This window comes from Microbispora sp. NPDC046933 (assembly GCF_040644635.1).
Lineage (GTDB): Bacteria > Actinomycetota > Actinomycetes > Streptosporangiales > Streptosporangiaceae > Microbispora.
Genome location: NZ_JBEYWW010000013.1, coordinates 211,855 through 230,232 on the forward strand (window position 1 = coordinate 211,855; position 18,378 = coordinate 230,232).

Genomic DNA, 18,378 nt, shown 5'->3' on the forward strand with positions numbered 1-18,378 from the left:
CGGTGCGTTCGCGGGAACGCACCGGCCTTCTGCGAAGCGGTGGATCAGACGGTGACCGAGAGCTGGGCGACCTCGCCGAGCTTGGCCTCGACGGGGACGTCCTTGGTGACGCCACCGCCGGCGATGATGCGGACGGTCCACTGGCCGGGCGCGGCGAAGAAGCGGAAGATGCCCTCGTCGGAGACGACGACCTCGCCGGTGAACTCGCCGCTGTGGTCCAGCAGACGGGCGTACGCCGTGCCGGCGCCGGAGACGACGCCCTGGATCACGGCCTGGTTGGACAGGTCGATGCCGGCCGGCAGCGCGACGGTCTGCTCAGGAGCAGCGCAACCCTGGGTAGTCATCAGCGGGCCTCCCCCAGCTCGATCGGCACGCCCACGAGCGAGCCGTACTCGGTCCACGAACCGTCGTAGTTCTTGACGTTGGGCTGGTCGAGCAGCTCGTGCAGCACGAACCAGGTGTGCGCGGAGCGCTCGCCGATGCGGCAGTAGGCGATGGTGTCCTTGGCGAGGTCCACGCCGGCGCCCGAGTAGAGCTCGCGGAGCTCGTCGTCGGAGCGGAAGGTGCCGTCGTCGTTGGCCGCCTTCGACCACGGGATGTTGCGGGCGGTGGGCACGTGGCCGCCGCGCTGCGCCTGCTCCTGCGGCAGGTGGGCCGGGGCGAGCAGCTTGCCGGTGAACTCGTCGGGCGAGCGCACGTCGACCAGGTTCTGCTTGCCGATCGCGGCGACGACGTCGTCGCGGAAGGCGCGGATGTCGTTGTTCGGCTCCTGGGCCACGTACTGGGTGGCCGGCCGCTCGACGACGTCCTCGACCAGCTCGCGGGACTCCAGCTCCCACTTCTTGCGCCCGCCGTCGAGCAGCTTGACGTTGGCGTGGCCGTAGACCTTGAAGTACCAGTACGCGTAGGCGGCGAACCAGTTGTTGTTGCCGCCGTAGAGAACGACGGTGTCGTCGTTGGCGATGCCGCGAGACGACAGCAGCGCCTCGAAGCCGGCCTTGTCGACGAAGTCGCGGCGGACCGGGTCCTGCAGGTCGGTCCTCCAGTCGATCTTCACGGCACCGCGGATGTGACCCTTGTCGTAGGCGCTGGTGTCCTCGTCGACCTCGACGAGCACGACACCCGGCGTGTCGAGGTTGGCCTCGACCCAGTCGGCGTCCACCAGAACGGCGGAGCGGCTCATTGGATTCTCCCAGGTTGTAGACGGCGAATGAGCAGGTACGTTTCGCAGCCCAGGCAGAAGCCGAACGCTGCGTTGAGGAAGGCGGCCAGCAGTGCCGCTGCTGTCGCACCCAAGGCCAGTGCGGTGATCCCCGCCGCGAATCCGATCAGTCCCACCACCGCGAACCCCAGCCCGACGGCCTGCGCGAACCGCGGCGGCGCCGCGTCCTCCGTCTCGTCCGGCGGCCCCAGCCGCGGCCGTACGAACCGGCGGAAGATCAGTCCGTACGGCGACGCGTCAGTGGCGCCGAGCGCGAAGACGATCGCCTGCGCGGCGAGCAACCAGGGATTCTGCGTGACCAGTACGACCGCGAGGACCGCAGTGGTCACGGCCGCGCCGAAACGGGGGCCACGAGGGTCGATCTGCATCGTGGGATGCTCCTGAAGGATTCTTGGAACGCGGCCGGAGCCGCAGGAATCACCCTCAGGCCATGCGACAGAGCGAGGTCGCGACGCGGCAGAAGTCCACCGCGCGCCGCTTCGTGAGCAGCTCTGTCGTGGGAGTCATGACCACGACAGTACATTCCGTCTCGGCATCTGTCACACCTTGTCCGATGGATGAGACGGACCGTGAGACGCGCCGTCCACGGCCGCGCCGAGCGCGGCGATGACGTCGGCCTTGCGCGGCTGGCCGGACGCCCTCTTCACCACGTTGCCCGCCCCGTCGAGAACCAGCACGGTCGGGGTGCGCAGCACGTCGAAGCGCCTGACCAGGTCGAGGCGCGACTCCGCGTCGATCTCCACGTGCCGGACACCGGGGACCATGCCGGCCACCTCGCCCAGGATCCGGCGGGTCGCCCGGCAGGGCTGGCAGAACGCGGTCGAGAACTGCACCAGCGTCGCGCGCTCGCCAAGGTCTGCGCCGAGATCGCCGCTCGTCACCGGGGCGTGTTCCACGGCCCGCATCCTTCCGTCGCGCCGTCGCAGGACCAGCCCGAGGACCACGCCCAGGACGAGCGTGGCCACGAGGGTCGCGATCCCTGCCATCACCGTCTGCAACCGTACGACCGGCGCGGCCGATTCCCCCCGCCGGATCACGGTGAGGTCACGGCCTGGCGGACACCAGGACGCGGCCGCCCGAGTCGGCGAGCTCGATCCGGTCGATCTGGCCGGGCCGCAGCGCCGTCGAGCCTTCGAGGACCATCTTCTGCCCTCGGTACTCTCCCCTCCCCACGGTCCGGCTGCCGAGGGGCGAGACCGTGCCGTCCTTCGCGACCGCGCGCAGCGTGCAGACCGTGCCCGCCGGGACCCCGGCGACCCTGGCGACGACCTGCGTCCCGCCATCGTGTGGCATGAGCCGTACGGCGATGCGCACGTCGCCGCTGCGCCCGCGCGCCTCGGGCGTCGCCGTGACGGTCGCGTCGGCGGCCGGCGGCTGGACCTTCCTCGCCGCGGCCCCGCCGGACGACGTGGCCGAGGGCGCGGCCGAGGACACGGGCGCGGGCGACGCCGGGGCGGCGAAAGGCTCCTGAAGTGCTTCGGTGTTCGCCTGGCCGGTCGGGCCCGCCTGGGCGGCAATCTGTCCCTGGTCCGCCCGCTCCTGTGCTGCCTGATGATCCTGGGCCGCCTGGCCCCCGGCTGCGGGGTTCGCCCGGTCGGGAGCCGCGGCGGCCGACCCCGCCGCCGTGCTCACCGACGCGTTCTGCGCCGACACCCACGCCGTGCCGCCCACGGCCGCGACGACGACGGACGCGGCGAGCGCCAGCAGCACACGGGACCGGCGCCCCCGCCGGGCGGGTGGCGCCTCCGCCGCGACCGCGCCCCCGGCCGAGCCAGCCGAGCCTCCGGCCGCACCCCCGGCCTCACCCGCGAGAACATCCGCGAAGACACCCGCGAAAACACCCGCGAAGACACCGTCGAGCACGGCGCGCGGCGGAGCGGCGGCGCGCTCGATGTCCTCGGCCGACACGCGGGCCAGCAGCGGAGGCAGCCCGGACAGATCCGCCAGCTCCGCCCGGCACGCCGCGCAGGTCTCCAGGTGGGCCTCGACCTCGGCGGTCTCCTCGGCGTCCAGCGCCCCCAGCACGTACGAGCCGAGCGAGATCCGCACCTCCTCGCAGGTCATGGCGCCAGCCCCCGTTCCTCCAGGGCGAGCTTCAGCGCCCGGAGGGCGTAGTAGGTCCGCGACTTCACCGTTCCCGGCGGAATCCCGAGGATCTCCGACGCCTCCTTCACCGATCTCCCCCGGTAGTACGTCTCCAGGAGCACCTCACGGTGCTCCGCCCTGAGCGAGGCCAGCGCCTCCGCCACCCCCCACGACTCGACGGCCCGTTCCAGCTCGTCGTCGGCGGGCAGCACGGCGAGCGCCTCGTCCCCCGTCTCCTGCGGCCTGGACTTGCGGGCCCGGTGCTGGTCGACGACGAGATTGCGGGCGACGGTGAACAGCCACGCGCGAACCGGGCGTCCCTGGAGCCCGGAGGGATGCCGCCAGGCCCGAAGCAGCGTCTCCTGCACCACGTCCTCCGCCCTGCCCGGATCACCGGTCAACCGCAGCACGTAGCCGTACAGCGGCCCTCCGTGATCCTCCCAAAGTGCGCGTATGAGCTCCTCGTCGGCGGTTCCGGCTGGACTCACACCCTCATCACGTACGCCGGAGCGTGGCGGTTCGACGGTGTGACGATCGTCACGCGGGCCCTCATCGAAGGGGGACATCGGACGCGGTGCCCTGGACCGCGAGCCCTTCGCTCGTCGACTTCACGCGGGTGATCCTGAGGTTGAGCGGCAGGTTCTTCACCGGCACGTTGAACGAGATGAGCCGCTCGGGGTTCGGCACGGGGATGGCGCCGGCGATCTTCACGTTCGCGGGCGTGAGCCGTATCCCGCCCTGCACCACCTGGATCTTCATGTCGGCGGTGACCGGCACCTGGTTTCCGAGCACGGGCACGTTGCCCGAGACGCGGAGTTTGTCGTCGCCGGCGCCCTCGACCTTGATGCCGCGCGGCGCGTGGGCCGACAAGGTCTGCCGGGAGATGACCACGGTCCCGGTCACGCGGTCGGCCCTGATCTCGGTGGCCGCGGCGTTCTGGATCAGGTCGGAGAGCGGGGCGGTGACGCCGTACAACGTGGCGTCGATGCGTTCGAGCTGGACACCCTCCCGCTCTAACTTGCCAATGCCGATGCTGATCTCCTCGTATCGGCCCGAGATGGCCTGGGTGAGGAACGGTATGCCCTTCACCTGCACCGACGGCGCCTGCGCCAGGTCGTACTTGGCCTCGATCTGCCGGGAGATCTCACGCTGCACGCCGACCACGGCGACCCGGTCGAGCACGACGAGCACGATGGCCAGGAGGGCCACGACCACGACCAACTTGCGCATCCGACTCCTCCGAAGGCGCCTTTGCGATCAGAGTAGTCGCTCATCCCCCGGCGAAGGGGGGTAAAACCTCGACCACGGCGCCTTCGGGGAGATCGACCGTCGCCGGATCACGCGTACCCGCCGGGGCGCCGTCGACGAGGAAGGAGCAGCGGCGCAGCACGCGCTCGACGGCCGGGTTCCGCGAGACCTGAGCGAGCAGGTCCCCCAGCGTCTCGGCGTCGAACTGCTCCTCCGGCACGCCGGCGGCCTCCTTGGCCGCCGCCCAGTAGCGGATCGTTCCCCTGGCCATGATGCGCCGCTCCCCTCACTCTCACGTCACCCTTCGGAAGCTCTCCGTCACCGTCACGTTACGGTGGAAAACCACGTGACGTGTTGTTCACACGGGTGACGCACATTGGACGCAAACTTCGTGTGGGCTACCCTACGAATTAATGGACTCGGGCGATGTGGCCCCCGGGTCCTTACGTGTTTGTACGGCTGTCGCGGTTTCCAGTGCTGCAAACGGCGCCGAGCCGACATGGTGCGAGGAGGCTCATGTGAGCAATCTGCTCCTGCTGACCAACGCTCTGGAGCCGTCGGCCGAGGTGCTCCCGGCACTCGGACTGTTGCTGCACTCGGTGCGGGTCGCGCCCGCCGAGGCCTCCGCGCTGATCGACACGCCCCCCGCGGACGCCATCCTGGTCGACGCGCGCCGCGAGCTCGTGCAGGCCAAGAGCCTGTGCCGGCTGCTGCGCACGACCGGCGTCACGTGCCCGCTGATGGCGATCGTGACCGAGGGCGGTCTGGCGGCGATGACAGCGGAGTGGGGTGTGGACGACGTGATCCTCGACACCGCGGGACCGGCGGAGGTCGAGGCCCGGCTGCGGATGGCGGTCGGGCGGCTGTCCCTGGCCGCCGCGGACGAGGTTCCCGACGAGATCCGCAGCGGCGACCTGTCCATCGACGAGGCGACCTACACGGCCCGGCTGCGCGGGCGCGCGCTGGACCTCACGTTCAAGGAGTTCGAGCTGCTGAAGTACCTCGCCCAGCACCCTGGCCGGGTCTTCACCCGCGCTCAGCTGCTGCAGGAGGTCTGGGGCTACGACTACTTCGGCGGCACCCGGACGGTGGACGTGCACGTACGGCGCCTGCGGGCCAAGCTGGGCGCCGAATACGAGGCGCTCATCGGAACGGTCCGCAACGTCGGCTACCGCTTCGTCCCCGACCGCGGCGAGCAGAACGAGGCCGAACCCGCCAGACGCTGATGGCCCGCCCCGACGGGGCGGGCCATAGCTTTTCACGTGGTTACCGGATTTCGCGGGGCTACCGGATTTCGCGGGGTTACCGGATGAGGTTGATCCGGCCGGTGGCCGGCGGGGCGATCGGCGAGTGCGCGCCCATGTAGGCGACGAACGCGTCGATGTCCAGCGGGCCGCTCCACAGGTTCGTGCCCTTGGTGAAGACGGTGAAGCCGTCGCCGCCGCCGACGAGGAAGTTGTTGGCGGCCACCCGGATCTGCTGGGCGTCGGTCACCGCGGTGCCGTTGATCTTGATGTCGGAGACCCGCGAGCCCGCCGGCTTCGTCGTGTCGAAGGTGTAGGTCAGCGACGAGGACGGCTGGAGGATCCGCTGGGTGATGCCGCCGGTCGCCGGGTCGACCTTCCAGATCTGCTGCTCGAGCAGCTCCTTCAGCTGGGCCCCGGTGAGCGTGACGACCTGCATGAGGTTGTTGAACGGCTGCACCTGGAACGCCTCGCCGTACGTCACGACGCCGTCGCCCTCGGAGCCGCTCTGCGCGTAGGTCAGGTCGGTGCGGACGCCGCCCGGGTTCATCAGCGCGATCTCCGCGTTGCCGCCGTCCTTGGTCGCCTCGAGCTGCGCGTCGGCGATCAGGTCGCCGAGCGGGGTCTCGCCGACGTTGCTGCCACGCCCGATGTTGGCCGTGATCTTGCCGATCGGCTTGTTGGCCACGGTCGAGACCCGCTCCTGCCAGGTCTTGATGTACGCCTCGGTGTCGGCGTCCGGGGTGACGGTGCGGGTCACCACGTTGTTCTTCGCGACGACGCTGGAGCGGACGACGTCCTTCGTCCTGCGGTCGACCCGGAAGTCGATCTGGGTGATCGCGCGGCCGAACGACGAGCCCTGGGTGTAGACGCGGTCCTGACCGGCCGGGTCCTTCACCTTGCAGACGTACGCCTGGTGGCTGTGGCCGCTGATGACCAGGTCGATCTGCGGGTCGAGGCCCTTGGCGATCCGCGAGCCGTTGCCGGGGACGACCGGGCACGAGCTCGGGTCCTGGTTCGGGGTGATGTTGTCGCCCTCGTGGACCAGCACGACCTGCGCCTTGACGCCGTGCTTGGCGAGGTAGTTCGACACCTTGTTGGCCGCCGCGACCTCCTCGGTGAACTGCAGGCCCTTGATGCCGGCGGCGGTGACGATGTTCGGGGTCGTCTGGGTCACCAGGCCGATGAAGCCGATCTTCACCCCGTTGATCTTCTTCACGTAGAAGGGCGGCAGGGCGTAGTCGCCGTTGCCCTCCTTCAGCACGTTCGCCCCGAGGTAGTCGAAGTTCGAGCCCTTCCACTCGCCCGCCGGGGAGCAGCCGTCGACCGGGTGGCAGCCGCCGTTCATGATGCGGTTGAGCTCGTCGATGCCCTCGTCGAACTCGTGGTTGCCGGCCGAGGAGGTGGTCAGGCCGAGCTTGTCGAGCAGGGCGACGGTCGGCTCGTCGTGGTAGGCGGCGGACAGCAGCGGCGAGGCGCCGATGAGGTCGCCCGCGCCCACCAGGAGGGTGTTGGCGTCGCGCAGCTGCTTGAGGTGGGCCGCCAGGTAGGACGCGCCGCCCGCGATCGAGTACTTCGCGCCGGCGATGCCGGTCAGCGAGCCGTCGGTGTCGGTGAGGGCTCCGTTCGGGTCAAGGATCCGGGAGCTGGACCCGGTGGGGGGCTCCAGGTTGCCGTGGAGGTCGTTGATCGTCAGCAACCGGACAGGGACGGAGGGACCGGGCTTCTGATCATGCTTGCCGGATTGGGGAGCGGGAGATGCGGCGGCCGTGCCCATCGTGAGGGCCGCGACGCCCACCACGGCGGCGCCGGCGACGGCCAGTCGCGTCAGGGATGCTCGGGTCATGACCCTCGACAGTAGAGCGGGGATCTGAGCGGGAAATTGCGCAGAGATAACGATTCAGGGAGGGAACGCATGGCGTCTATTGCCGAAGCCCGGTAGGGGGACCGCCTGCCCTTCACCTATCGTGCCAGACATGGACGTACGCGTGGAGATCACGGAACGGCTCGATGACGAGCAGGTGGCGGCGGTGCTCGCCCTGGTGGAGGCGGCCGCAGAGGCCGACGGTGTCGGTCCGCTCAACGAGCACGTGATGCTCCAGGTGCGCCACGGCGGCGATCACGGAGGCCATCACGGCGCGAGAGCCGTACTGCTGTACGCGGACGGAACCGTCGCGGGCTTCGCCCACCTGGATCCGCCGGACCCGCAGGAGGGGCCGAGCGGCGAGCTCGTGGTGCATCCCGCCTTCCGCCGGCGCGGCCTCGGCCGGCGGCTGCTGGGCGACGCGCTGGAGGCGAGCGGGGGAAGGCTGCGCCTGTGGGCGCATGGCGACCTGCCCGGCGCGGCTCATCTCGCCGCGAGCGCCGGCCTGGCCCGGGTGCGCTCGTTGTGGCAGATGCGCCGCCCGCTGTCCGAGCCCGTGCCCGCCGCCGTCCTCCCCGAGGGCGTACGACTGCGCACGTTCGAGCCGGGACGCGACGAGAAGGCGTGGCTCGCGCTCAACGCGCTGGCCTTCGCCACCCACCCCGAGCAGGGCTCCTGGACGCTCGACGACCTCGAACTGCGGGAGCGGGAGCCGTGGTTCGACCCTGCCGGCTTCTTCCTCGCCGTACGGGGAGACGCGCTGGCGGGCTTCCACTGGACCAAGGTGCACGGCGGCGACGAGCCGATCGGGGAGGTCTACGTGGTGGGGGTCGCGCCCGGCGAGCGCGGAACGGGCCTCGGCCGGGCGCTGACGCTCGCCGGGGTCGCACACCTGCGCGCGCTCGGCCTCGCCCAGGTCATGCTCTACGTGGACGAGGAGAACACGGCGGCGGTCCGGCTGTACGAGTCGCTCGGGTTCACCAGGTGGAACACCGACGTGATGTACCGGCGCTGAACGCCGACGGGCCGGTCCCCTTCAGGGGCCGGCCCGTTCGGTGTGGGAGTGTCCTCTATCCGAGGACGAGGTTGAGGATGAAGTAGCCGATCGCGGCGACGACGGCCGCGGCGGGGATCGTCAGGACCCACGCGGTCACGATGTTGCCGGCGATGCCCCACCGCACGGCCGACAGCCGCCGCGTGGCGCCCACGCCCATGATCGCGGAGGTCATGGTGTGCGTGGTCGAGATCGGCGCGCCGAAGCCGATGGCGGCGGTGTAGAGGACCGACGACGCCGCCGTCTCGGCCGCGAATCCGCGTGGCGGGTCCAGGTGGATGATCCGCCTGCCCATCGTCCGCATGATGCGCCAGCCGCCGGAGTACGTGCCGAGGGAGATCGCCGTGGCCGAGGCCGTGATGACCCACTCGGGGATGTCGCCGTGCGGGGAGGCGTATCCGCCGACGACGAGCGCCAGGAAGATCACGCCCATCGTCTTCTGCGCGTCCTGCAGTCCGTGGCCGAGCGCGATGGCGGCCGCCGACACGGGCTGCACGTACCGGAACCCCCGGCTGGTGCGGTGCGGGTTGGACTTGCGGAAGATCCACAGCAGGATGATCATGATGATGCCGCCCAGGACGAACCCGATGACAGGCGACAGGACCATGGGGATGACGACCTTCTCCACCACCCCCGACCAGTGCACGGTGGCGCTGGCGGCGAGGGCGGAGCCGACCAGCCCGCCGATCAGGGCGTGACTGCTCGACGACGGCAGGCCGAAGTACCAGGTGATGAGGTTCCAGACGATCGCTCCGATGAGGGCGCCGCCCACGATGAGCAGCCCGTGGGTGCCGTCCGGAGCGTCGATGATCCCCTTGCCCACGGTCTGGGCCACCGCGGTGCCGAGATGGGCGCCGATGAAGTTCATCACCGCGGCGAGGAGGAGTGCGATCCGCGGCGTCAGCGCGCGGGTGGAGACGGAGGTGGCGATGGCGTTCGCCGCGTCGTGGAAACCGTTCGTGTAGTCGAACACCAGCGCGATGACGATCACGCCGATGACAAGCGCGAGCTCCACTTAGCTTTCCTTGACCGCGATCGTCTCGATCGTGTTCGCGACGTGCTCGAAGGCGTCGGCGGCGAGCTCGAGCTGCTCGATGATCTCCCGCATCTTCATGACGGTGAGGGCGTCGTACTCGCCGCTGAACAGCTTCGCCAGCAGCCTGCGGTAGACCTGGTCGGCCTGGTTCTCGAGCCGGTTGATCTCGATCCAGTACTCGTTGAGGTGCTGCATCGAGCGCAGGCGCGGCATCGCGTCCGCCGTGAGCTCGGCGGCCCGTTCGAGGACCTCCACCTGGCGTACGACCTCCTTGGGCAGGTGGTCGATCTGGTAGAGGACGATCAGGTCGGCCGCGGCCTCCATGTAGTCCATCACGTCGTCGAGGTTGGACGCGAGGCGGTAGATGTCCTCGCGGTCGAAGGGCGTGATGAAGCTCTCATTGAGCCGGTTCATGATCGCGTGAGTGCGCTCGTCGCCCGCGTGTTCGCAGGCGCGCATCTTCTCGGCCAGACCCTCCCGGTCCGAACCGTCGCTGATGATCTCGACCAGCAGCCGCGATGCGGTGACGAGGTTGTTCGCCGAGTCGGCGAACAAGTCGTAGTAGCTGTCCTCACGGGGCGTGAGACGCAGGCGCACGTCGTTTCTCCAGATGTGCGGGGACGGTCCGCAGAGAAGGGTACGGGTTACCAGTGGAAATGCGAAGTTCAGGCCACGCAAGCCCGCTTGTAACCTACTCTTCCCCTTCTGGCTGCCCAGAACGTCTCCCGTGACACACTTGTTGCCTGAGCCGCTTCAGATCTTGGTGCGGTGGAAGTTCAGGAACGACCTGCTCGGTGTCGGCCCCCGCTGCCCCTGGTAGCGCGAGCCGTACCGGTCCGAGCCGTACGGGAACTCGGCGGGCGAGCTGAGCCGGAACATGCAGAGCTGGCCGATCTTCATGCCCGGCCACAGCTTGATCGGCAGCGTGGCGACGTTGGACAGTTCGAGCGTGACGTGCCCCTCGAAGCCGGGGTCGATGAAGCCGGCCGTCGAGTGCGTCAGCAGGCCCAGCCGGCCCAGGCTCGACTTGCCCTCCAAACGCGAGGCGATGTCGTCGGGCAGGCTGATCACCTCGTACGTGCTGGCCAGCACGAACTCCCCCGGGTGCAGGATGAACGGCTCGTCGCCGTCCGGCTCCACCTGCCGGGTGAGGTCCGGCTGCTCCATCGCGGGGTCGATGTGCGGGTAGCGGTGGTTCTCGAACACCCGGAAGTAGCGGTCCAGCCGCACGTCGATGCTGGACGGCTGGATCATCGCCGGGTCGTACGGGTCGAGCTTCACCCTGCCCGACTCGATCTCGGCACGGAGGTCACGATCGGAAAGCAGCACGGGTGCAAGGCTAGTGGGCCACCTGACCGGCAGGTATCGGGCATCTTCGCGTCGGGACTGCAGGAGCACGCCCCGGATCCGCTACAGTAGGGGCAGCGACGGGCTCCACAGCCGGTCACGCGGGTGTAGTTCAATGGCAGAACATCAGCTTCCCAAGCTGACAGCGCGGGTTCGATTCCCGTCACCCGCTCCACGTACGAAGGCCCAGGTCAGGGAACAAATTCCCGACCCGGGCCTTGATCGTTTTCGAGGCTTTTTGATCTTCGCGTGCCATTAGCGTGCCATTAGCTCTCGTCGAGGCAGCACCCGGAGCCTTCTCTCGTGTCGCCCGGCCACCTCAGAGTTTGATCGAGTAGCTTGCCGATCTCCGTTCGCGAGACCCTTACTCGCATGAGCGAGCACTGCTGTGAGTCGATGACCCGCCGAGTGACGTGGCACTGCGAAGATCATGAGGATCCGTTCGAGTGCCCGGACGCCCTCGTGATGTTTGACGCCAGGTTCCAGGAGTACGGCCTGATCATCCATGACGGCGGGGCCTCGGTCATCGGCATCGCCTTCTGTCCGTGGTGTGGGAGCCGCCTGCCCGATTCCCAGCGTGATCGGTGGTTCGAGGAGTTGGAGCAGCGCGGTATCGACCCATGGGGGGACGAGATCCCCTCCGAGTACGAGGACGGGCGTTGGCTTCACACGTGACCCGGTCAGGGAAGCCGTCAACTCTCGGCACCTCGATCACCCCGCAGGTACCAACGTTGTAGCGGTCCCACCCTCTTCATCGTCGTCATCGCGTCCGACGATCTGGCGGTCGATCGCATCCGTGATCGTCTTGTCGGCACCGCGTACGGCGTGCTGGTAGATCATCGCGGCTCGGACGTTGTCGTGACCCATCCGGGCCATGAGGTCCTTGAGCCCCGCACCGGACCTTGCCGCGAGCATGTTGCCGGTGTGACGCAGATCATGAAAGTGGAGACCGGGGAGACCCATCTCCTTGACCACGTCCACCCAGCGCGTACGGGTGTTGAAGCCGCTACGCCGCAGGGGACCGCCTTTGGCACCGGGGAAGAGCAGCGCGCCCGGATCGTCCTGGACGTAGGTCGCCAGGTGCTCACGCAGGGCTGGCACGATGCCTTGAGGGATGCCGACCACACGCCGACCCGCCTTGGACTTGGGCGCCCCGAGAACCAGCTCCCCGGTGGAGCGCTCGACGAAGGCCGCCCGAACCCGCACGGTCCCGGCGTCCAGGTCAAGGTCACTGCGACGAAGGGCGCTTACCTCACCCCATCGCAGGCTCGCGAAGGCGGCGAGCAGGACCAGGGCGCGAAAGCGTCTGTCCTGTGTGCAGTCGGCCCGCCCGTCCATGCCCATCGCCCAGAGCGCTCGTTCGGCGTCAGCGCGAGTCCGGAAGACCTCGGGATGCGTGCGCATCTCGCCGTGCCGCTGGAAGCGCAGCCGGTACGCCCCGTTCTTGAGCTTGCGGACGTTGCCGACAGGACGACGGCCAACCCGGTCCGCCAGGTCGAAGACCTGAGCGACAGTGAGCACCGGGCGTTCTTGCGCATGCTCGTCGCCGGCCCCGCGGATACGGCACGGGTTGCGCGGGATGATGTGGTCCTCTTCGGCCGCCGTCATCAGCACCGCCCGCAGCAGCCGGTACGCCTTGGCCGCGACCGACACGGAGACACCGTTGCCGAGCAGGTCGGCCCGCCACTGCCGAATCATCGCGGTCGAGAGCTTGCCGAGCTGGGCACCGCCGAGGTAGGGCGTGATGTGCTTCTTGAGTAGCCACGTATAGAGATCGACAGTGCGCGGACGTAGGCCGGGACGCTGGGATATCCAGTTCTCGGCGTAGTCGCGGAGCTTGACCTTGCCGCGATCGGGGTCGGTCCACTCACCCTTGATGATCTGGGCTTCGACGAGGGACAGAGCGCGCTCGGCGTCACCCTTGCGTTCGTAGGTCTCGGACCCTGAGCGCATCTGTCCGTCCGGGCCGGGATAGCGGATCTGGTAGCGCCCGGACGGGAGCTTCCGGATGTTGCCGAAACGGCGGTGACCGTCCTTGTTGGCCATCAGGCCGCCCTCCCGGTGATGTCATGGGCCGTCAGCGGTGCGACCGTGCCCGCGACGACGAAGGCGGTCAGTGCTGTCTCGGAGATGCGGACGTGGCGACCGACCTTCACGAACTCGATGCGTCGTTCGGCCACCAGGCGGCGGACGAAGCGGACCGAGGTGTTCAGGCGGGCCGCCGCTTGCGGGACAGTGAGCAGTTGATCCAAGGTGTTCCTCCTTTCACGCGGCGGACTGAATTGCCGAAAGATCTCGGCCCTCGGCTTGGGCCTGGAGTTGGTTCATGTGGTTGCGCCAGCGCTGGCGTTCGTGGACCGACCGCAGGAGCCGGACGCCGATGGGGGCGAGGTCGGGGTCACCGGGTTTGACCGGTCGCCAGATGTAGCGGTGGGGGTCGACGGGCTCGTCTTCGACGCCGAGGGCTTCCAGGACCCAGGTCCGGCGGTCCTGCTTGTGCTCCGTGAGGGTCTTGTTGGACCACTTGCGCGAGACGAGGACGCGGCGGCCCGCGTAGCCGAGGTGATCGGGCTTGTGCGCCTTACCTCTGCACCGGCCCGGAGCCATGCCGGGTTTGGCGCCCTTGGGCTGCACCCCGTAGCGGAGCCAGTTCGGGCAGGTCGGCGAGCACGGCTCGAACCGCAGGGCGTCGAGGAGCCGTTCGGCGTGTGCTTTGCGGCGTGGGTCGTCGGTGCCGAGGGCGTCGCCGAGGGACTTGGTCAGATACTTCGACAGGTACTGAATCAGTTGGTCGGCGTCCGGGGTTCCGGCGAGGACGCTTTGTATGTCGAGCTGGTCGCCGAAGCGGAGCATGTGCAGGGGTGCGGCCTCGTCGTCCTGATCGAGCCGGTCAAGGGCCTGTTCCCAGGTGGGCAGGACCTCGCCCGTCTCGGGGTCGAGGTAGCCGGCCCCGTCCTCCCACCCCGGCAGGTGGTCACCCTCGAACCGCACTTGGTCAGTCGAGGGCCACCACACTTGGTGGTACGTGGCCGCGATGATCTGCCGCAGCTCTGCCCTCGGGAGGGTGCCGCGGATCGCCATGTGCAGGTGCGGCGCGAGCCGCTTTTGCGGTTCGACGGTGGCGAAGTACTGCACGTCGTATCCGGCGACTCGGCGGAGGTTCTGCACGAAGCGGTCGACGAGCTTGGAGAAGTGCAGAGCGTCGCGAACCGCCCGCGCGTAGTCGTACCGGTCTGGGTCGAGGGGCGCACCCTCCAGCACGCGCCCGTAGGAGGGCAGGGTGAGGGTGACGAACATGGAGGGCCGGTAGGTCTTGCCGTCCGAGCCGGTGAAGGTCCGCCCGAGCGTGGTCTTGGTCATCTGCCGCTTGGGCAGATCCGGGGCGTCCTGCCGCCGCTTGGTCGAGCGCGTGCGCTTGCCGGAGGCGCGGCCGAGGACGTTGCCGCGCATGCCCGCGGCGTTGATCTCCTCGTCCAGGTCCTCGATGGCGGCGTCCAGGTCGGTGGTGTCGCCGCCGGCCTTTTTGACCTCGTCTCGCCAGGCCTGGGCGTCGGCCCGCAGCTCCACGAGGTGACGCTGATACTCATCGGCGTTGTCCGGAAGATTGACCGGCTCGGCCTCCAGATGCCAGCCCTCCCGGCACTGCGCCCTACGAAGCTGCCGGTTGCGCTTGGCGCACGGCGGGCACTTGCTCTCCAAGGTGGCCCCGCACGGCATGTCGATGACCTCAACCTGACCGGTGAGGATGTCCTGCCGTCGCAGGGGCACCGGGCGGATACAGACGCCGTACTGCTTTGCGATCTCTTCCACGACCTCACGGGCCAGCGGTTGAGCCATCCGTACGGCGCGAGGGGTGGAGCGGTCGTGCGGGTTGGTCACCGGTCACCGTCCCAGGAGCAGACGGGGTCGAGGAGGCCGGCCGGGCCGAGGCCATCGACCATCACGACGGCCTTCTCGCCGCACTCGTGGCACTCGACGATGCCGCGCACCGGGTCGAGCCACAGCGTGTCCAGCGCGGTGCAGCCCGAGCAGCGCAGGCCGTCGAGGATGTGAGCCAGGCGCATCATCGGCCCTCCCCCGCGAACTCGGCGACCATCGCGGAGATGTCGGCGTCGGAGACATACGCGGCCCGCACTCGCACCGGATCCGGACTGGTTTCGAGCCGGACGTAGCCGACTCCCGCGCCCAGCTCCGGGACCGGTGAGATGTGATCGGCCAGTGCGCCCCGGTCCCGTGCGCCGTCGCCGAGGACCATGTCCACCTGTTCCGACTCGTCCAGCCGGAGGGCGATCTTGTCGGGGAACAGGTTGCGGATGTTCATGACCTCCTTGCGGGGGTCTTGGAGCGCGGCCATGACCCCGACACCGACCGCCCGGCCCTGGGTGGTGAGCGTGGCCAGGGCCGCCGTGATCCGCTGGCGGAGTTGCTTGTCGGGCTGGTAGGCGGTCAGGAAGGCGACTTCGTCGACGAGCACCAGGACGAACGGGTTAGCAGGCGTCGGGGTGTGGGAGCGCTGGAGGCCGGCGAACCGGTCGGCCCGCTCCTGCATCACCGAGACCGCCTCATCGAGCAGGTCGGCGCACTCCTTCGGGTCAGCCGCATACCGGGAGCCGAACAGCGCCCGGCCGAAGGACAGCTCCATACGCTTGGGGTCGAGCGCCCACACCTGCACCAGGCCCGCCCGCATCGCGGGAAGGAGGCCGCGGATTGTCGACCACAGGTAGGAGCCCTTACCGGCCCCGGTCGCGCCCGCGATCAGGACGTGCGTGCCGTGGACCTTGAGCCGCAGCGGCGTACCGTCCTCGCACCGTCCGATCTCGACCGGCCCCACCGATGAAACATCAGGGATGGGAACGACGGGCAGCGGTTCGGCGAGCGGGTCACACCGGGGGAAGGTGAGCACGAGCCGCCCGGCCCGCGCGACGGCCACCCGGCAGGATGCAGCGCCGAAGCCGTGGGCCAGGTGCTCGATACGGTCGGCCCAGTCGATGACGGCCTGGCCGTTGAGCATCTTCACGCTCACGCGGTCGGCCCACCCGTCGCACTCCACCCGCACGAGGCGAGGGAGGTAGTCGCGGCCCCGGATGTGCCGCCCGAGGCCGGAGACGACCATGACCGGTTGCCAGTGCCGCCGGTAGACGGCGACGAGCCGCCACCAGGCCAGCAGCGGCCAGCCGACCAGGCGCAGGAACGAGGCCCGATCCAGCAGCAGCCACGACAGGCCCGCTGAGGGCAGGAACCCGGCCATGACCAGGGCCAGGCGCCAGCCGTACAGGGTCCAGATCACCCCGAGGCCGACCGGCACGGCCACCGCGACCGGATGCCGCACCACGAGGCGGACCAGGCCCGCGAGCAGGCGCGACAGCCAGATCACCAGGGTGACGATGGCGGGGGTCTGCATGACGGCCGGGCGGAAGACCACGGCGGTGTCTGGGGTGGTGGAGACGAGGTTGCGCGCCTCGTCGCCGGGAAGTTTCTTGAACATTAGGCTTGGTGTCCTCTCAGGCATTGGCGTGTGTGAGAGATCTGAGGGGCCGCTGGGATGGCAGTTCCAGCGGCCCCGTCCTTGTGTCAGGCCGCCGGGCCGGTGGCCTGAGCGTGTTCGGTGTGGTCGGCGTGCAGGCGCTCGCAGTCGGCCAGGTACCGCGCGGCGGCGTTGAAGATCTGCTGGGCGATGTCCAGGTCTTCGGCGGTGACCGGACTGGCCGCCCCAGTGGCCGAGACCGTCACGTCCGCCTCGCCGGACTCCAGGACCAGGTACGGCCGCCCCGACTCCAGCACTCGCGCGCTGACCGCAGTGATCGAGCCGTAGAACGAGATCCCGATCCGGGGACGCTCACCGGGATCGACCGACATCGACAGGTGCGTGTACGGCCGCCAGTTCACGCCGCCGCCTCCTTGCCGCCCGCGTGTCCGGACTTGGCCGGGCCCGTGCGAGGCGGACGCATCTCCCGGACGCGGATGGAGTAGGCAAGGCGGCCGTTTCCGTTGACGTACGGGGTGACGGTGACGCCGCCGAACTCGACCGGCGTGAAGGGCAGGCCCGCGACCGGAGCCGGGGGCACCGGCTGGACCGGGGCGATGATCTTTACGGCGACGGTCTTCTGAGCGGGCTTGACCTGGGGGTCGGCGTCCATGACGGCGATCTGCCAGACCAGTTCGCCGCTCTGCTTGTCGCGCGCCTGCACGAAGCGGCCATTGGTCGAGGCGTCGAAGTCCTTGACCGCCTCCACCTCACCGACGAGGTAGCAACCGTGCGGGAAGACCATGTCGAAGCTGACGGGGATCGGACCTTGTAGAGCCATCGGGCATCTTCCTCTCTCGACTGATAGGCACTTAACCTATCGAGTGGCTTGAGCATAAGAGAGCCCACTTGCTAGGTCAAGTGCCTAAGCTAAGTGGGCTCCGAAGGTGAGGCGTTCCTACCCGATGGGATAGGCATCCTCCAGCTCGTGACGGTCGGCGGGCAGCACGACAGCCAGCACGGCAAGGGGCCGGCCACCGGGGTCGCGCACCGCGGCGTAGACGTCGAGGACCGGCGTGTTCTTGGGCATGCCGAGCTGCTTGACCTCGTCAGGGGTAGGCATCCGGGCTGTGATCTGTTCGATGACGTGATCGAACCGGACGCCCTTACGGGTCTGGATGTGCTCGCGGATGCCCTGGGCCAGCGGCTCGGCACTCGTGAGGTTCGTCCCCTCCGACAGGTCCAGGGGCAGCCACAGCGAGACGATCTCGGAAGGTTCGTCGCCGCGTGAGACAAGTCGGCGACGGAGGAACGCCTTACTCTTGGGCGGCAGGTCGAGCAGAGCGGCGATCCTGTTCGGTACGGCTACCGCGCCGACTTCCAATAGTTCGGCCGAGGGCGTCTCGGCGCTGGTGAGGTAGGCGTGGCCGGGCCGAGGTTGTTCGAGCGAGGCGAGGGCAGGGCGGCCCCGTACGAAACGGCCCTTGCCCTGCTGGGACTCGATCCAGCCCTGTTCCCGGAGCACGCGCAGGGCCGCCACGACGGTCGGACGGGAGACGCCGAACTCATTGATGAGCTGATTCTCGCTCGGCAGGAGGGTTCCGGGAGGGTAGTCCCCTGCTTCGATACGCCGCTGAAGCGTCTGCACAAGCTGTGCATACTTCGGAGGCACGGACTCTAGAGACATCACGACCGTCCAGCAGCCGACAGGTTGTTTTACCAAGTTTGAGCCTAGACCGGCTCGATGCTTCTGTCACCTCGTTCGGCTGCACTCGCAGTCCGGGAGGAGAGAGGTCCGGCAGGACCACACGGGG

Annotated in this window: 23 protein-coding genes and 1 tRNA gene; 4 read left to right on the forward strand and 20 right to left on the reverse strand. The window is 69.0% G+C overall.

Going from position 1 to position 18,378, the window contains the following annotated elements:
- Nucleotides 1–44: 44 nt before the first annotated feature.
- From ABZ857_RS19820 to ABZ857_RS19855, 8 genes are all read right to left on the reverse strand, one after another.
- Nucleotides 45–344: a DUF1416 domain-containing protein gene (locus tag ABZ857_RS19820; protein WP_357044824.1), complete on the reverse strand. Its 300-nt coding sequence runs from the start codon at nt 342–344 to the stop codon at nt 45–47.
- The gene (locus ABZ857_RS19825) at nt 344–1,183 is read right to left on the reverse strand and encodes a sulfurtransferase (protein WP_357044826.1); all 840 of its coding nucleotides are present in this window, start codon (nt 1,181–1,183) and stop codon (nt 344–346) included. The genes ABZ857_RS19820 and ABZ857_RS19825 overlap by 1 nt, the downstream gene beginning before the upstream one ends.
- Entirely contained in the window at nt 1,180–1,590 is a 411-nt protein-coding gene (locus ABZ857_RS19830) for a DUF4395 domain-containing protein (RefSeq protein WP_357044828.1), read from the reverse strand. The genes ABZ857_RS19825 and ABZ857_RS19830 overlap by 4 nt, the downstream gene beginning before the upstream one ends.
- Nucleotides 1,591–1,761: 171 nt before the next feature.
- Complete coding sequence (locus tag ABZ857_RS19835) at nt 1,762–2,127, reverse strand: thioredoxin family protein (protein ID WP_357044893.1); 366 nt, start codon at nt 2,125–2,127, stop codon at nt 1,762–1,764.
- Between the two features lie 139 nt (nt 2,128–2,266).
- Nucleotides 2,267–3,286 carry a zf-HC2 domain-containing protein gene (locus ABZ857_RS19840; protein ID WP_357044830.1) on the reverse strand — a complete coding sequence of 340 codons (1,020 nt, stop codon included), beginning with the start codon at nt 3,284–3,286 and terminating at the stop codon, nt 2,267–2,269.
- Nucleotides 3,283–3,795: a sigma-70 family RNA polymerase sigma factor gene (locus ABZ857_RS19845; RefSeq protein WP_256862628.1), complete on the reverse strand. Its 513-nt coding sequence runs from the start codon at nt 3,793–3,795 to the stop codon at nt 3,283–3,285. Before ABZ857_RS19845 ends, ABZ857_RS19840 begins: the two co-directional genes overlap by 4 nt.
- Before the next feature lie 61 nt (nt 3,796–3,856).
- The gene (locus tag ABZ857_RS19850) at nt 3,857–4,537 is read right to left on the reverse strand and encodes a DUF2993 domain-containing protein (protein WP_357044833.1); all 681 of its coding nucleotides are present in this window, start codon (nt 4,535–4,537) and stop codon (nt 3,857–3,859) included.
- 40 nt (nt 4,538–4,577) lie between these two features.
- Complete coding sequence (locus ABZ857_RS19855) at nt 4,578–4,826, reverse strand: MoaD/ThiS family protein (RefSeq protein WP_357044835.1); 249 nt, start codon at nt 4,824–4,826, stop codon at nt 4,578–4,580.
- Nucleotides 4,827–5,073: 247 nt separating this feature from the next.
- On the opposite strand from ABZ857_RS19855, the gene ABZ857_RS19860 reads away from it, so the two are divergent.
- The gene (locus ABZ857_RS19860) at nt 5,074–5,781 is read left to right on the forward strand and encodes a response regulator transcription factor (protein WP_357044837.1); all 708 of its coding nucleotides are present in this window, start codon (nt 5,074–5,076) and stop codon (nt 5,779–5,781) included.
- Between the two features lie 76 nt (nt 5,782–5,857).
- On the opposite strand, the gene ABZ857_RS19865 is transcribed toward ABZ857_RS19860, so the two are convergent.
- Nucleotides 5,858–7,645 (reverse strand): bifunctional metallophosphatase/5'-nucleotidase, encoded by a 1,788-nt coding sequence (locus tag ABZ857_RS19865; protein ID WP_357044839.1) that lies wholly within the window; start codon nt 7,643–7,645, stop codon nt 5,858–5,860.
- Between the two features lie 130 nt (nt 7,646–7,775).
- Here ABZ857_RS19865 and mshD point away from each other — a divergent pair, with 130 nt between their 5' ends.
- Complete coding sequence (gene mshD / locus ABZ857_RS19870) at nt 7,776–8,678, forward strand: mycothiol synthase (RefSeq protein ID WP_357044841.1); 903 nt, start codon at nt 7,776–7,778, stop codon at nt 8,676–8,678.
- Between the two features lie 55 nt (nt 8,679–8,733).
- Here the strand turns inward: mshD and ABZ857_RS19875 are convergent, their stop codons facing one another.
- The 3 genes from ABZ857_RS19875 to dcd all read right to left on the reverse strand — a co-directional run bounded on the left by ABZ857_RS19875 (nt 8,734) and on the right by dcd (nt 11,082).
- Nucleotides 8,734–9,732: an inorganic phosphate transporter gene (locus ABZ857_RS19875; protein ID WP_357044843.1), complete on the reverse strand. Its 999-nt coding sequence runs from the start codon at nt 9,730–9,732 to the stop codon at nt 8,734–8,736.
- Entirely contained in the window at nt 9,733–10,350 is a 618-nt protein-coding gene (locus tag ABZ857_RS19880; RefSeq protein WP_357044845.1) for a DUF47 family protein, read from the reverse strand.
- A gap of 156 nt (nt 10,351–10,506) precedes the next feature.
- The gene (gene dcd / locus ABZ857_RS19885) at nt 10,507–11,082 is read right to left on the reverse strand and encodes a dCTP deaminase (RefSeq protein WP_079315405.1); all 576 of its coding nucleotides are present in this window, start codon (nt 11,080–11,082) and stop codon (nt 10,507–10,509) included.
- A gap of 119 nt (nt 11,083–11,201) precedes the next feature.
- Between dcd and ABZ857_RS19890 the strand changes: the two genes are divergently transcribed.
- Both ABZ857_RS19890 and ABZ857_RS19895 read left to right on the forward strand, forming a co-directional pair.
- Nucleotides 11,202–11,275, forward strand: a tRNA-Gly gene (locus ABZ857_RS19890).
- 197 nt (nt 11,276–11,472) lie between these two features.
- Nucleotides 11,473–11,775 (forward strand): hypothetical protein, encoded by a 303-nt coding sequence (locus ABZ857_RS19895; protein WP_357044848.1) that lies wholly within the window; start codon nt 11,473–11,475, stop codon nt 11,773–11,775.
- A 36-nt stretch (nt 11,776–11,811) separates the two neighbouring features.
- Here the strand turns inward: ABZ857_RS19895 and ABZ857_RS19900 are convergent, their stop codons facing one another.
- From ABZ857_RS19900 to ABZ857_RS19935, 8 genes are all read right to left on the reverse strand, one after another.
- The gene (locus tag ABZ857_RS19900; RefSeq protein WP_357044850.1) at nt 11,812–13,146 is read right to left on the reverse strand and encodes a site-specific integrase; all 1,335 of its coding nucleotides are present in this window, start codon (nt 13,144–13,146) and stop codon (nt 11,812–11,814) included.
- Nucleotides 13,146–13,352 carry an excisionase family DNA-binding protein gene (locus tag ABZ857_RS19905; protein ID WP_357044852.1) on the reverse strand — a complete coding sequence of 69 codons (207 nt, stop codon included), beginning with the start codon at nt 13,350–13,352 and terminating at the stop codon, nt 13,146–13,148. The genes ABZ857_RS19900 and ABZ857_RS19905 overlap by 1 nt, the downstream gene beginning before the upstream one ends.
- 13 nt (nt 13,353–13,365) lie before the next feature.
- On the reverse strand, nt 13,366–14,937 hold the full coding sequence (locus ABZ857_RS19910; protein WP_357044895.1) for a replication initiator: 1,572 nt from the start codon (nt 14,935–14,937) through the stop codon (nt 13,366–13,368).
- Between the two features lie 38 nt (nt 14,938–14,975).
- Nucleotides 14,976–15,167 (reverse strand): hypothetical protein, encoded by a 192-nt coding sequence (locus ABZ857_RS19915; RefSeq protein ID WP_357044854.1) that lies wholly within the window; start codon nt 15,165–15,167, stop codon nt 14,976–14,978.
- The gene (locus ABZ857_RS19920; RefSeq protein WP_357044856.1) at nt 15,164–16,585 is read right to left on the reverse strand and encodes an FtsK/SpoIIIE domain-containing protein; all 1,422 of its coding nucleotides are present in this window, start codon (nt 16,583–16,585) and stop codon (nt 15,164–15,166) included. Before ABZ857_RS19920 ends, ABZ857_RS19915 begins: the two co-directional genes overlap by 4 nt.
- A gap of 86 nt (nt 16,586–16,671) precedes the next feature.
- The gene (locus tag ABZ857_RS19925; RefSeq protein WP_357044858.1) at nt 16,672–16,986 is read right to left on the reverse strand and encodes a hypothetical protein; all 315 of its coding nucleotides are present in this window, start codon (nt 16,984–16,986) and stop codon (nt 16,672–16,674) included.
- The gene (locus tag ABZ857_RS19930; RefSeq protein WP_357044860.1) at nt 16,983–17,405 is read right to left on the reverse strand and encodes a plasmid replication, integration and excision activator; all 423 of its coding nucleotides are present in this window, start codon (nt 17,403–17,405) and stop codon (nt 16,983–16,985) included. Before ABZ857_RS19930 ends, ABZ857_RS19925 begins: the two co-directional genes overlap by 4 nt.
- Before the next feature lie 117 nt (nt 17,406–17,522).
- A complete protein-coding gene (locus ABZ857_RS19935) occupies nt 17,523–18,212 on the reverse strand; it encodes a GntR family transcriptional regulator (protein ID WP_357044862.1) in 690 nt (229 codons plus the stop codon).
- Between the last annotated feature and the right edge of the window lie 166 nt (nt 18,213–18,378).